Consider the following 13,492-nt stretch of genomic DNA (forward strand, 5'->3'; position numbering starts at 1 on the left):
GGACTAATCAGGTAAGGACTCTACCCGTTGGAGACACCGCCATGACCCTGTCCAGGTTGACCACCCTCGTTCTCACTGGGCTTTTGTCCGCAGCCTCCTTCGCCGGGACCATCGGCTCGAGCACCGGCCCGACCAATCCGGTGGAAAAACCCAGGGCCCCCGCCATCCAGAGTGCTCCCGGCATGAACACCGATGGAACGACAATCGACCATAACCTGCCGCCCGCCACCGGCACCGACCCTCGGATTAAAGGCAATGACGCGGGACGTCAGGGCGGGACGAACCTGCCGGACAAAAAAACACCCGGCAGTGGTGGCCTCGGCTCAAGCACCACCGAGGACGAGGAAAGCAATTTGAGCCAATAATGAAGCCAGGAGAAATCCCATGCCTCGTGGAAGCAAAACCAAGTACACCGCCGAGCAAAAGCGCAAGGCGCAACACATCGAAGACAGTTACGAAAGCAAAGGCGTCTCAAAGGACGAAGCCGAGGCACGCGCCTGGGCGACAGTCAACAAACAGTCCGGCGGCGGCGAGCGGGCTGGCGGTTCGGGACGCAAGAAACCGGCCAGTGCAAAATCGGCAGATCGCAAGGAATCGGCACGTCGGGCGGTGGCCACTCGTGAGGGGCACTCACGTGGCAGCACGGCCTCCAGAGAAACCCAGACGGTCGATAGCTTGAGGAAGGAAGCCCGGGCCAAGGGCATTCCGGGAAGATCGGGGATGCGCAAGCAGGAGTTGATCGAGGCGTTGCGCAAGGCGGGTTAAAGCCAACTTTTTTGTGCTGAAGCTGATGGCCTCATCGTCGGATCGCCGCCCGGAGCAAGCCCGCTCCCACAGGGTGATGCGTCAGGGCTCAAGGCCGATGGGGAAGAACTCGCCGCCACTCCATACACCGAGCCAGCGCTGGCCGTCGATCTCGCGACTCACCGCCAGCTCCACCAACTGATAGAACACGTTGCGATGGATCAACGCTTCAAGATTGCTGCGCACGTGCACGTAAGGCGCTGGCTCCTGCGTTACCGGGTCGATGACCACGCGCATCGGATGCCCGGCGCCGGCCTCGGTGGTTTCATCGACGTTGGTGGTAAAGCGCAACACCTGCGCCTGGCCCTCGCCTTCCACGTCCACCGCAATCGCCACGAACGGCGCATCGTCGACCTTGATGCCGACCTTTTCTACCGGAGTGATCAGGAAATAATCATCGCCGTCGCGGCGAATGATGGTGGAGAACAGTTTGACCATCGGCTTGCGCCCGATCGGCGTGCCCAGGTAATACCAGGTACCGTCGCGGGCGATGCGCATGTCGATGTCGCCGCAGAAATCGGGATTCCACAGGTGCACCGGCGGCAAGCCTTTGGTCTTGGGGATTTGCCCCAGCAGGTCGTTGGCTTTTTGCGGGCCACTCATGGCGTTCTCCTTGAAATTACTGGTCGCTGAGCCCCAGCAGGCTGCGCGCATATTGTTCCAGCGGCGGGCCCATCAGGTCTTCGGGTTTTTTATCGTGGAACGTCAGTAAACCGCCACGACTCTTGATGGTTGCAGTATCAATCAAATACTGGGTGCTGGTCTCGATCAACATGATCTGAATCATACCGCTGTCGATGCCGAGACGATCCAGGGCTTCCTGATCCAGCCACTCGTCCGAGTTACCGATACGGTCGTCAGACTGGGCAAACCGGGTGTAGAGCAGATAGTGCGCACCAGCGGCACGGGCTTCGCCCATAGCCTGGTCGAGGCCTTCCGGCGTACGGGCACGGCGGACCATCGGGAAGTATTCGACGAAGCCCTCGAACGCGACTTCGGCAATCACGTTGGGCCGAGGGTAGACGGCGCTGCCTGGCGGCATGAAAGCACCCTGGGCGATGTAGACGAACGAGTCCGGCTGAATGCGCAGGTTGTTTACGCGATGGCTGTCGCTGTGATCGAGCAATCCCGCATCGCTCATATGGTAACGAGTCCCTTCGGCCATATCGCTGACGTTCATGCAGCCACCAAGTGCCAAAACGGCCAGCAGCGAAACCAGGCTACGCATCCTATCCTCCAGAGGCCGGTGTCGGAAAACCGGCGAATGGCCGTAGGATGCAGCTTCCGCGCCAGCTCCCGCTCACCAACACTCAGATCGCATCGCGAGCAGGCTCGCTCCCACAGAGGGTTGCATTTCAATGTGGGAGCGAGCCTGCTCGCGATGAGGAATGATCAGCCACCGATGATTTTCATCACGGTCGCGCCACCGGAGAACGCCACTTCCTGCTTGTCACCCAAGGCTTTCACCAGCAGCCGCTGCAAGGCCGGCAGCGCCTGGTGGCGCGGCTTGTCCAGCAGGTCGCCGATGTAATGGCGATTGCTCGATGACAGGCAACCATGCAGCCACCCGGTGGAAGATAAACGCAAGCGTGAACAGGTCCGGCAGAAGGGCACGCTCTCATTGGCGATCACGCCGAAATAACCCTGGCCGGGAATTTCATAGCGAACGGCCGTCGCATCGACAGGCGCGTCGGCTTGCAGATATTCGTAGCGCTCGCCGATCAGGCTCAGCAATTGCTGGAGGCTGACGAACTGTTGCAGAAAGGCATTGGAATCGTTGGCCAGGTGGCCCATGCGCATCAGCTCGATGAAGCGCAGTTCATAACCGCGCTCCAGGCAGTAGTCGAGCAGTGGCATCACTTGATCGAGGTTCTGTCCGCGCAGCGGCACCATGTTGACCTTGATCTTCATGCCGGCCGCACTGGCCTCGTTCATGCCGTTGAGCACCGTGGCCAGGTCGCCGCCCCGGGCAATGCCGCGGAACGCGCTGGCGTCAAGGGTATCGAGGGAGACGTTGAGGCGCCGAATGCCGGCGTTCACCAGCAGCGGCAGTTTCTTCGCCAGCAACTGGCCATTGGTGGTCAGGCTGATGTCTTCCAGGCCCATCTGCCCGACCGCCGTCATGAACGCTTCGAGTTTCGGGCTGACCAGCGGCTCGCCGCCGGTAATACGCAGACGCTCGATGCCCGCCGCTTCAATCAGATAAGCCACACCGCGCGCCATGGCTTCGGCCGACAATTCATCCTGCGCAGCCACCAGACGCTTGCCGTTGGGCACGCAGTAGGTACAGGCGTAATTGCAGGCTGAGGTCAGACTGATTCGCAAGTTGCGAAAACGCCTGCCTTGACGGTCAACGATCATGGTCACTCCGGCGGAAGAATATCGGGCCGCTAAAACTTGACTCAGAAATCAAGTTTTAGCAAGTCCTCTACCTGAGTATATTCCTGCGGCACTGCGCCAAGTAGCGAAATCATGGCGCTATAAGGCAACTGAATGGCTCAGCTGCTGGGAGTGTCGGTGTCGCGCTTGCGCTTGTTGCCCATGCGCACGCCGATGTCCATCAGGAACTGGAAGAAACCTTCCTGATCTTCCAGCACATTGCTCCAGAACGGCGAGTGATACAGCGCGACGGCACCGTGTACCAGCGCCCAGGACGCGCAGTAATGGAAGTAAGGTGGCACGTCTTCCAGCTTGCCTTCGCTGATTCGACCCTTGATCAGCAGGGTCAGGCGTTCGAAGTTCGAGGCACGGATCTTGTGCAGCTCCTCGATCATCTCCGGCACCTGGTTGCCCTTGACCACTTTTTCTTCAAGGCGGTCGAACAGGCGATAACGTTGTGGATCGCGCATGCGGAATTCGAAGTAGGCCCGGGACAGGGCTTCCTTGTCCTTGTCGACATCGGCCGAATGCAACAGCTCGTTCAAATCGCGCTCGTAGTCGAGCATCAGGCGCAGATAGATTTCCGCCTTGGATTTGAAGTGCTTGTAGATCGTGCCTTTACCGATACCGACGGCATCAGCAATCATCTCGACGGTGACACTGTCTTCACCTTGTTCGAGGAACAGCTTGAGCGCGGTATCGAGAATTTCCTGCTCGCGGCGACGGAATTCACGGACCTTACGAGGTTCTTTATGCATAAGAAAAGGTCTGTCGGGGTCAAAATTCGAAGCCGCGTATTATGCCTAACTTGCGCAAAAATGCACGGATCATCCGACCATATCTGCGCTTTCTGGTCATTTCGCGCACGTTTACAGGGTGATGAGAACTCTTCCGAAGCGCACGTATTCCAAATTTGTTTAAAAACCCTGGCCGCCAAACTGGACGAGGCGCAATCCTGATCAATACTTGAACTGTCGGCGGGGCATCTCCCCCAAGTGTCACGCCGATATTGGTACCAACGGACCGCGTGCCATTGTTTTACTCCTAATGGTCTTAACCCGGATTCACCCCCCAGAACCCGGGTTTTTTTTGCCTGCGATTTAACCTTGTGGGAGCGAGCCTGCTCGCGAATACGGCTTCGAACCCTAAACTGATTTCACATGCGCCAGCGGGAACAGTCGCTTGAAATTCGCCGTGGTCTGCTCGGCAAACCGCTCGTAGGGCTCACCACGCAACATTGCCAGAAATTCCGCAACTTCGCGCACGTACTGCGGCAGGTTTGGCTTGCCGCGATAGGGAATCGGCGCCAGGTACGGCGAGTCGGTTTCCACCAGCAAGCGGTCGGCCGGCACCTTGCTGGCCACATCGCGCAACGCGTCGGCATTGCGGAAAGTGACAATCCCGGACAGGGAAATGTAATAGCCCATGTCCAGCGCGGCCTTCGCCATCTCCCAGTCTTCGGTAAAGCAATGCAGCACGCCCGCCTGGGGCAGCGCCGCGTCACGCAGCAAGTCCAGGGTATCGGCGCGGGCGCCACGGGTATGGATGATCACCGGTTTGCCGGTCTGTTGCGCTGCTTGCAGGTGCAGGCGGAACGATTCCTGCTGCAACTCTGCCGCTTCCGGCTCGTAGTGATAGTCCAGGCCTGTTTCGCCAATCGCCACCACACGCGGGTGATTGAGCTCCTGCAACAGCCAGTCCAGCGCTGGCGCGGCACCCGGCTGCACATCCAGAGGGTGCACGCCCACCGAGCAGTCGACGTCGTCATAACGTTCGGCCAGGGCTTTGACGTCGGCCGCGTTGTCCACGCTGACACCGATACACAGAAAGTGCCCTACCCCACGCTGCCGGGCAGCCTCCATGGCAGCATCCAGGGAGCCGTCGTGGGCGGTCAGGTCGAGGCGATCAAGGTGACAATGGGAATCTACGAGCATAAAGGGCTGCAACTTGTATCGAATGGGTGGGACGGTCGGATGTTCTGATACTCAGAGTCTAGGCGCAGACAATCATCGTTGGGCAGGCAACGACACCCATTGCACCAGTAATGCCTCCAGCAGCAAGGCCGGGTTGAGGTTGGCCTTGCTCAGGACTTTCTGCCGCTGGGCGAGGATCCAGTCCTGAATATCGAGGACTTTGCCCTGGGCGCTTTTCTGCGCCAGGTATTGCACGACCTTGCGCATGTCGGTCAGGCCAAGGCCGGCTTCGTCCTGGGTCAACTGATAGCGCAGGATCAGGCTCGACCAATCGCAGAACCAGTCGAACAGGCGCAACATCGGAATGTTTTTCCATTCTTCGGCCAGTTGCGTCGGCGACTGCTGTTGCTTGAGGAGTTTCTTCACCCCCTCCACCACTTGTGCGCGCTGTTCACGCACGCCCTGGGCCTGGAGATTGACCGCCGCCAGCGGTGAACCGGCGGCCAGCGTCAGCAGTTCGACGCGCTCGTCTTCGGAACACTCCGGCAACGCCTGGGCCAACCACTTCAAGCTCATGGCCTCGCCCGGCAGCGGACAGGCCTGCTGCACGCAGCGACTCTTGATGGTTGGCAACAAACGGCTCGGCTGATGGCTGACCAGCAACAGAACGGTATCGCCGGACGGTTCTTCAAGGCTTTTGAGCAAGGCGTTGGCGGCGTTGATGTTCATCGACTCGGCCGGCTCGATCAGCACCACTTTGCGCCCGCCCAACTGCGCGGTCTGCACCACGAAACCGACCAGGTCGCGAACCTGATCGACCTTGATCGCCTTGTCGGCTTCTTCCGGCTCCAGGATGTAGTTATCCGGGTGGCTGCCAGCCTTGAGCAGCAGGCAGGATTTGCATTCTCCGCAGGCTTCCAGCGCGTTCGGGCGCTGGCACAGCAAGCTGGCCATCAAGCGCTCGGCCAGTGCCCGCTTGCCGATTCCCGCCGGGCCATGCAGCAGGTAGGCGTGCGCATGCTGGGCGCGACCGGCCAGTTGCTGCCAGAGGTTTTCCTGCCACGGGTAAGCCTCAGCCACGGCTCAACTCCAGCAGGCGCGGCAGCAAGGCATCCAGCGATTGCTGGACCTTTGCCAACGGTTGGGCAGCATCGACCAGCACATAACGCGCCGGATCCGCCTTGGCGCGCTTGAGGAAGGCACTGCGCACGGCATCGAAAAAGGTCCGGCCTTCGAGCTCGAAGCGATCCAGACGACCACGAGCGCTGGCGCGGGCCAGGCCGACCTCGACAGGCAGATCGAAAATCAGCGTCAGGTCCGGGCGCAGATCGCCCTGGACGAAGGTTTCCAGGGTCGCGATGCGCTCCAGCGACAAGCCGCGACCGCCCCCCTGGTAAGCATATGTCGAATCAGTAAAACGATCACACAGGACCACGGCACCACGAGCCAGCGCCGGGCGAATCACTTCGGCCAGGTGCTGGGCACGCGCCGCGAACACCAGCAGCAACTCGGTATCCGGGTTCATGACTTCATCGACCGGAGCCAGCAGCACTTCACGGATGCGCTCGGCTAACGGCGTGCCACCCGGCTCGCGGGTCAGCACCACCTCGATGCCGGCGGCGCGCAAGCGCTCGGCCAGGTATTCGCGATTGGTGCTCTTGCCGGCGCCTTCGGGGCCTTCCAGAGTAATAAACAAGCCAGTCACAGGCAGTCCTTAGTCAGAGTCATTGCGGGCTTTTCGGTGCGCTTGCATCGGGTTCCGGCGTTTCAGGGGCTGGCGCAGGATCTTGCGCCGGCACCTGCGGCAGCGCCTCGGGAGCCGTGTTCGGTGAAGCGGCCGGGATCGGTGCCAGCTCCTGCGAAGCCTTGGCCTCCTGCGTACCGTTTTGTTCAGTCTGGGTCGGCGATGTCTCTGGCGTGGCAGTGGATGCCGGGCTGGAGCGGTAATCGGCGCGACGCTTGAGCTGGAACTCCTTCACGGCATTGTTGTGGGCATCCAGGTCGTCGGAGAACACGTGAGTACCATCGCCACGCGCCACGAAGTAAAGGCTGTTGCCCTCCACCGGATTGAGCGCCGCATGGATGGCTTCGCGACCGACCATGGAAATCGGCGTCGGCGGCAGGCCCGCATTCATGTAGGTGTTATAGGGCGTCGATTCCTTGAGGTGAGCCCGGGTCAGCTTGCCGCTATAGCGGTCGCCGAGGCCGTAGATCACCGTCGGGTCGGTCTGCAGCAGCATGCCCATCGCCATGCGCCGCACAAACACACCGGCAATCTGCCCGCGCTCCTGTGGCACACCGGTTTCCTTTTCCACCAGCGAAGCCATGATCAGCGCCTGGTAGGGTTCGGTGTACGGCGTATCTGCAGCGCGCTTTTCCCACTCCTTGGCGAGCACTTCATCGAGGCGGTCGTAAGCGGTTTTCAGCACCTCGACATCGGACATGCCCCGCACATAACGATAGGTGTCAGGGAAGAAGCGCCCTTCCGGAAAAATCCCGGTGTGGCCGAGCTTGTCCATGACCTGGCTATCGCTCAAACCGTTGAGGCTATGATCGAGCTTCTCTTCCTTGGCCAGCGCTGCGCGGACCTGACGAAAATTCCAGCCTTCGACCAGGGTCAGGCTGTACTGAACCATTTCCCCGCGTTTCCACAGGTCGATCAGGCCTTCGACAGTCATGCCAGGTTGAATGCGGTATTCACCACTGTGCAGAGGTTGTTTGGCGAGGTTGAAGCGCCAATACACCCGCAGCCAGAATGCGTCCTTGATGACGCCACTGGCTTCGAGTCGGTATAAGGTGCGGGTCGGCGTGGTGCCCTTGGGCACATCCAGCAATTGTTCCTGGGCAATGTTCAGCGGCTGTACCAGCGCAGAATGAATTTTCCAGGCTGAAGCACCCATCAGCAGCCCTGCCAGAACCACTCCGGTTTCCAGCAGCAGCAAGAGTTTACGTCTCACGTATCAAGCATCCAGTAGCACACGGGCAATGGTTTGGAGTTTACGGGTGAGCGGCCCAACCGGCCAGTGAAGAGCAGCATAGGCGCGCACCGGCCAGATACCATACACGCTGTTGCAGACAAAGACTTCGTCAGCCCATTGCAGCTGTTCGAGGGGGATATCGGTGATTTGCGTGGGGATTCCCAGCGACTTGGCTTGAAACAATATTTCGGCGCGCATCACGCCTGCCACGCCGCAGCGCTTGAGGTCAGCGGTGATGAGCACGCCATCACGCACCAGGAACAAGTTGCTGAACACGCCTTCAATCACGCGCCCGGCCTGATCGAGCATCAAGCCTTCGGCATGCTCGCTGTCCTGCCATTCGGCACGGGCGAGGACTTGCTCAAGACGATTCAGGTGCTTGAGGCCGGCCAGTAATGGCTGCCTGGACAATCGCGTGACGCAGGGAAACAGACGTACACCCTGCTCGCCATGCGCGGCTGGGTAAGCCGCCGGTGGATTGCCTTGCAGAATGCGTCGGGCCTGGGCCGAAGGATCGGGGGCGTAACCGCGCAGACCGTCGCCACGGGTGAGGATGAGCTTGAGCACCCCGTCACCCAGTGCCGCGGCGTAGGCCAGCAGTTCGCTGCGGATCAGCCCATGCTCGGCGGTTATCGCCAGGCGTGAGCAGCCATCCGCCAGACGCGACAGATGCCGGTCCAGCAACACGGGCTGCCCATTGCGCACGGCGATGGTCTCGAACAGACCATCGCCATAAGCCAGGCCGCGATCCTTCAGCGACAAAGCGTCAGCCGGCTGACCGTCGACCCAGCTGTCCATCAGCCTGCGAACCGGCGGAACACCAGCGAGCCGTTGGTGCCGCCAAATCCGAAGGAGTTGGAAACGACCACATCGATATCCATGTTGCGCGCCGTGTGCGGCACGAAATCGAGATCGCAGCCTTCGTCCGGCTCATCGAGGTTGATGGTCGGCGGCGCTACCTGGCCGTTGATTGCCAGCACGCTGAAGATCGCCTCGACCGCGCCCGCCGCACCCAGCAGGTGACCGGTCATGGACTTGGTGGAACTGACGGCCAGCTTGTAGGCGTGATCGCCGAACACCGACTTGATCGCATTGACTTCGGCCAGGTCGCCTGCGGGAGTCGACGTGCCGTGGGCGTTGATGTACTGCACTTGATCGCCATTGATTTTGGCATCGCGCAGCGCATTGGTGATGCAGCGCGCAGCACCCGCGCCATCGGCTGGCGGCGAGGTCATGTGGTAGGCATCGCCACTGGTGCCGAAGCCGATCAGCTCGGCATAGATGGTCGCACCACGGGCCTTGGCGTGCTCGAGCTCTTCCAGCACCAGCGCACCGGCACCGTTGGACAATACAAAGCCATCACGGCCCTTGTCCCATGGGCGGCTGGCGCGGGTCGGCTCGTCGTTGCGGGTCGACAGCGCGCGGGAGGCACCGAAGCCGCCCATGCCCAGACCGCAGGCCGCCATCTCGGCGCCGCCGGCAATCATCACGTCGGCTTCGTCGTACATGATGTTGCGGGCCGCCATGCCAATGCAGTGGGTACCGGTGGTACAGGCCGTGGCGATGGCGTAGTTAGGTCCCTGTGCACCGAGGTGGATGGACAGGAAACCGGAAATCATATTGATGATCGAGCCTGGCACGAAGAACGGAGAGATCCGACGTGGGCCAGTCTCGTGCAGCGTGCGGGCGGTTTCTTCGATATTGGTCAGACCGCCAATACCCGAGCCCATGGCCACGCCGATACGCTCACGGTTGGCGTCAGTGACTTCCAGACCGGAATTGCGTACCGCCTGAAAACCTGCGGCCAGACCGTATTGAATGAACAGGTCGAGCTTGCGGGCTTCCTTGACCGACAGGTATTCCTCGACATTGAAGTCCTTTACCGAGCCGCCAAAACGGGTGGAATAGGCAGAAAGGTCGGTGTGTTCGATCAGACCAATGCCACTGCGGCCAGCCAGAATGCCCTGCCAGCTGCTCGGCACATCCGTGCCCAGTGGCGACAACATACCCATACCGGTGACTACGACGCGTCTACGCGACACAGCACTCTCCTTTTTCAAATGACGACTTTGCATCAGGCCTAAAGAAAAAACCGCACGCCGTGATGGCAGTGCGGTTTTTCCATGACAGCGAGCAACGATTACAAACTATTACGCCTGGTGGCTAGTAACGTAGTCGATTGCAGCTTGTACAGTAGTGATCTTCTCGGCTTCTTCGTCAGGGATTTCGGTCTCGAATTCCTCTTCCAGAGCCATCACCAGCTCAACGGTGTCAAGGGAGTCGGCACCCAGGTCTTCAACGAAGGAAGCAGTGTTGACCACTTCTTCTTCTTTAACGCCCAGTTGCTCAGCAACGATTTTCTTGACGCGCTCTTCGATGGTGCTCATACCTTGTTTTCACTCCTAATGGACAAATTCAGGCAGCTGGCCAGTGGGTAAGTGTATAGAAAGGCTTTTCAGTTTTTCAACTGAAAGCTTCACTCCTCAAACCCGGTGACCCTATGCCTATAAAATAGATTGCAGCTTTATAACGGATTTTAGACAGCTCGTATGACATTTTTTTGAAGCAATCCGTCACATTTGAATTACATGTACATCCCGCCGTTCACCGGGATTGTAGCTCCGGTAACGTAAGCCGCACCGTCCGACGCAAGAAAAGCGACCACGGACGCGATCTCTTGAGCCTGTCCCAGACGACCCAGCGGAATCTGCGTCTGCAAGGCTTCACGCTGTGCCTCGGGCAGTTCACGGGTCATATCGGTATCGATGAACCCTGGGGCCACCGAGTTTACCGTAATCGAACGCGAACCGACTTCACGCGCCAGTGCACGGCTGAAACCTTCCAGACCGGCCTTGGCGGCAGCGTAGTTTACTTGGCCTGCGTTGCCCATGGCACCCACAACCGAACCAATACTGATAATTCGGCCCCAACGCGCCTTGGTCATGCCACGCAAAACGCCCTTGGACAGGCGGAACAGACTGTTCAGATTGGTATCGACAACGTCATGCCACTCGTCGTCTTTCATGCGCATCATCAGGTTATCGCGGGTGATACCGGCATTGTTGACCAGGATCGCCGGCGCACCGAACTGCTCCTGAATGCTCGCCAGGACTGCAGCCACGGACTCGTCGCTGGTGACGTTGAGCTCAAGACCGGTGCCCTGAATGCCGTTTTCTTTCAGGGTGGCGGCAATGCGCTCAGCGCCCGACGCGGAGGTCGCGGTACCCACGACGATGGCGCCCTGACGACCCAGTTCCAGGGCGATAGCCTGACCGATGCCACGACTTGCACCAGTGACCAGTGCAACTTTACCTTGCAGACTCATGCAAGCTTCTCCTGATTCAGGCCAACGCTGCACGGGCGGCAGCGAAAGCGTCTGGGGTATTGAGGTTGGATGTCGACACGCCTTCGGCGCAGCGCTTGTTCAGACCGGCCAGCACTTTGCCCGGACCGCATTCGACCAGTTGGGTCGCGCCCCTGGTGGCCAGCACCTGGACCGATTCAACCCAGCGCACTGGCTTGTAAAGCTGCTCAAGCAGATCGCGCTTGAGGGTTTCCAGATCGGCAGGCACATCAGCACTGACGTTCTGCACCACAGGAATTTGCGGGACCTGCCAGTCGATCGCGGCGATCGATTCGGCGAAACGCTCGGCCGCCGGACGCATCAGCTCGCAGTGGGACGGCACGCTGACCGGCAACGGCATGGCGCGCTTGGCACCACGCGCCTTGCAGCCTTCGATGGCGCGCTCGACGGCAGCCTTGGCACCGGCGATGACCACCTGGCCCGGCGAGTTGAAATTGACCGCACTGACCACTTCGCCTTGCGCCGCTTCGGCACAGGCTGCCAGTACATCGGCATCGTCCAGACCGAGGATGGCGGCCATGCCGCCCTGCCCCGCCGGAACGGCCTCCTGCATCAGCTGACCACGACGTTCGACGAGCTTCACCGCATCGCCCAGGCTCAGACTGCCTGCCGCGACCAGCGCGCTGTATTCACCCAGGCTGTGCCCGGCAACGTAAGCCGGACGTGCGCCACCTTCGGCCAGCCACAGACGCCACAAGGCGATAGAGGCGGTCAGAATGGCCGGTTGGGTTTTATCGGTTTGATTGAGTTGCTCTTCCGGCCCTTGCTGGGTCAGTGCCCACAGGTCGTAACCCAGTGCATCGGAAGCTTCTTTGAATGTTTCAAGGACAACCGGATGTTGTGCGCCCAACTCGGCGAGCATGCCGAGGGACTGCGAACCCTGTCCGGGAAAGACGAATGCGAGGGAAGCAGACATGTAACAAGCCCCTAATGATCTTGTCGTCGGAGAGTTGGCGCCCCGCTTTGGGGACGCAAGAAACTGACAGTTGGATGGTCCATCGAACCAAGCGGTCACATTTAAGCATTGTCCGACGAAAACGCCTAAAGCAACAAATCCTCCAGACGACCGTGCAGGCGCTCGGGAAGATTCTCCTGAATCTCGATCAAGGCGCGCGCAATGGCACTCTGAAACCCCTGGACCCCAGCAGAACCGTGGCTTTTCACCACAATCCCCTGCAAGCCGAGAAAGCTCGCGCCGTTGTGCCGGGCAGGCGCCAGCTCAGCCTGCAGACGCTTCATCAACGGCAGTGCCAGCGCACCGACCACGCGAGAGGCCACGTTCTTCCTGAACAACGCCTCGATGCGCCCGGCAATCATGGTCGCCAGACCTTCGCTGGATTTGAGCAGGATGTTACCGACAAAACCGTCGCACACCACCACATCCGCTTCGCCACGGTACAAACCGTCGCCCTCGATAAAGCCGATGTAATTGATGCCCCGGGCGCCTTGCAACAACGTCGCTGCCAGCTTGACCTGCTGATTGCCCTTGATGTCTTCGGTGCCGATGTTCAGCAACGCCACCCGTGGACGCACTATGCCCAGGGTTTCCGCCGCAACCGAGCCCATGACCGCAAACTGCAACAGATGCTCGGCACTGCAATCGACGTTGGCGCCCAGGTCGAGCAATTGGCAGTAACCCTTTTGTGTCGGAATCGCCGCGACCATGGCCGGACGGTCAATGCCCGGCAAAGTCTTGAGCACGAACCGCGACAACGCCATCAGCGCCCCGGTGTTGCCGGCACTGACACAGGCCTGGACCTTGCCGTCACGCAACAACTCAAGCGCAACGCGCATCGATGAGTCGGGCTTGCCACGCAGGGCCTGGGCGGGTTTTTCGTCCATGGTGATGACTTCGCTCGCCGGGGTAATCGACAGGCGCGCGCGATCCACAGCCGAATGGCCAGCGATCAATTCTTCAAGAAGGGAGGGTTGACCGACGAGGGTCAGGTGCAGCGAGGGTGTAGCAGACAGGCAAGCAAGGCTGGCCTGAACAATGCTGCGGGGACCGAAGTCCCCGCCCATTGCGTCAATCGCGATGACTTGAGCGGACAAGT

At 60.2% G+C, this 13,492-nt stretch carries 16 protein-coding genes; 2 read left to right on the top strand and 14 right to left on the bottom strand.

Annotation, left to right across the window (positions count from 1 at the left end; genetic code table 11):
* The first annotated feature begins 41 nt into the window (after nt 1-41).
* Nucleotides 42-365 carry a hypothetical protein gene (locus WHX55_RS23390; protein ID WP_150726201.1) on the top strand — a complete coding sequence of 108 codons (324 nt, stop codon included), beginning with the start codon at nt 42-44 and terminating at the stop codon, nt 363-365.
* Nucleotides 366-384: 19 nt separating this feature from the next.
* Nucleotides 385-765 (top strand): Rho termination factor N-terminal domain-containing protein, encoded by a 381-nt coding sequence (locus WHX55_RS23395; protein ID WP_150726200.1) that lies wholly within the window; start codon nt 385-387, stop codon nt 763-765.
* 81 nt (nt 766-846) lie between these two features.
* On the opposite strand, the gene WHX55_RS23400 is transcribed toward WHX55_RS23395, so the two are convergent.
* The 14 genes from WHX55_RS23400 to plsX all read right to left on the bottom strand — a co-directional run bounded on the left by WHX55_RS23400 (nt 847) and on the right by plsX (nt 13,490).
* Nucleotides 847-1,407, bottom strand: coding sequence for a DUF1285 domain-containing protein (locus WHX55_RS23400; protein WP_353741407.1), 561 nt, complete (start codon nt 1,405-1,407; stop codon nt 847-849).
* A 16-nt stretch (nt 1,408-1,423) separates the two neighbouring features.
* Nucleotides 1,424-2,032, bottom strand: a complete 609-nt coding sequence (locus tag WHX55_RS23405; protein WP_353741408.1) for a DUF4823 domain-containing protein — start codon at nt 2,030-2,032, stop codon at nt 1,424-1,426.
* A gap of 164 nt (nt 2,033-2,196) precedes the next feature.
* Nucleotides 2,197-3,165 carry a radical SAM protein gene (locus tag WHX55_RS23410; RefSeq protein WP_126046963.1) on the bottom strand — a complete coding sequence of 323 codons (969 nt, stop codon included), beginning with the start codon at nt 3,163-3,165 and terminating at the stop codon, nt 2,197-2,199.
* Between the two features lie 137 nt (nt 3,166-3,302).
* Nucleotides 3,303-3,941 carry a TetR/AcrR family transcriptional regulator gene (locus WHX55_RS23415; protein WP_034149949.1) on the bottom strand — a complete coding sequence of 213 codons (639 nt, stop codon included), beginning with the start codon at nt 3,939-3,941 and terminating at the stop codon, nt 3,303-3,305.
* A gap of 387 nt (nt 3,942-4,328) precedes the next feature.
* Nucleotides 4,329-5,117 carry a TatD family hydrolase gene (locus WHX55_RS23420; RefSeq protein WP_353741409.1) on the bottom strand — a complete coding sequence of 263 codons (789 nt, stop codon included), beginning with the start codon at nt 5,115-5,117 and terminating at the stop codon, nt 4,329-4,331.
* 72 nt (nt 5,118-5,189) lie between these two features.
* The gene (locus tag WHX55_RS23425) at nt 5,190-6,176 is read right to left on the bottom strand and encodes a DNA polymerase III subunit delta' (protein ID WP_353741410.1); all 987 of its coding nucleotides are present in this window, start codon (nt 6,174-6,176) and stop codon (nt 5,190-5,192) included.
* Complete coding sequence (gene tmk / locus WHX55_RS23430) at nt 6,169-6,801, bottom strand: dTMP kinase (protein WP_353741411.1); 633 nt, start codon at nt 6,799-6,801, stop codon at nt 6,169-6,171. Before tmk ends, WHX55_RS23425 begins: the two co-directional genes overlap by 8 nt.
* Nucleotides 6,802-6,820: 19 nt before the next feature.
* Nucleotides 6,821-8,053 (bottom strand): endolytic transglycosylase MltG, encoded by a 1,233-nt coding sequence (mltG, locus tag WHX55_RS23435; protein WP_151214584.1) that lies wholly within the window; start codon nt 8,051-8,053, stop codon nt 6,821-6,823.
* A gap of 3 nt (nt 8,054-8,056) precedes the next feature.
* The gene (gene pabC / locus WHX55_RS23440; RefSeq protein ID WP_353741412.1) at nt 8,057-8,872 is read right to left on the bottom strand and encodes an aminodeoxychorismate lyase; all 816 of its coding nucleotides are present in this window, start codon (nt 8,870-8,872) and stop codon (nt 8,057-8,059) included.
* Nucleotides 8,872-10,116, bottom strand: coding sequence for a beta-ketoacyl-ACP synthase II (gene fabF / locus WHX55_RS23445; protein ID WP_150726192.1), 1,245 nt, complete (start codon nt 10,114-10,116; stop codon nt 8,872-8,874). The genes pabC and fabF overlap by 1 nt, the downstream gene beginning before the upstream one ends.
* 108 nt (nt 10,117-10,224) lie before the next feature.
* On the bottom strand, nt 10,225-10,461 hold the full coding sequence (gene acpP, locus WHX55_RS23450; RefSeq protein ID WP_003175607.1) for an acyl carrier protein: 237 nt from the start codon (nt 10,459-10,461) through the stop codon (nt 10,225-10,227).
* A 197-nt stretch (nt 10,462-10,658) separates the two neighbouring features.
* Nucleotides 10,659-11,399, bottom strand: coding sequence for a 3-oxoacyl-ACP reductase FabG (gene fabG, locus WHX55_RS23455; RefSeq protein ID WP_007997043.1), 741 nt, complete (start codon nt 11,397-11,399; stop codon nt 10,659-10,661).
* A gap of 16 nt (nt 11,400-11,415) precedes the next feature.
* Complete coding sequence (gene fabD, locus WHX55_RS23460; RefSeq protein WP_150726191.1) at nt 11,416-12,354, bottom strand: ACP S-malonyltransferase; 939 nt, start codon at nt 12,352-12,354, stop codon at nt 11,416-11,418.
* Between the two features lie 125 nt (nt 12,355-12,479).
* Entirely contained in the window at nt 12,480-13,490 is a 1,011-nt protein-coding gene (gene plsX, locus WHX55_RS23465) for a phosphate acyltransferase PlsX (protein WP_150758361.1), read from the bottom strand.
* Nucleotides 13,491-13,492 lie beyond the last annotated feature (2 nt).

Origin of the sequence: Pseudomonas fluorescens (assembly GCF_040448305.1) — a bacterium.
Lineage (GTDB): Bacteria > Pseudomonadota > Gammaproteobacteria > Pseudomonadales > Pseudomonadaceae > Aquipseudomonas > Aquipseudomonas fluorescens_BH.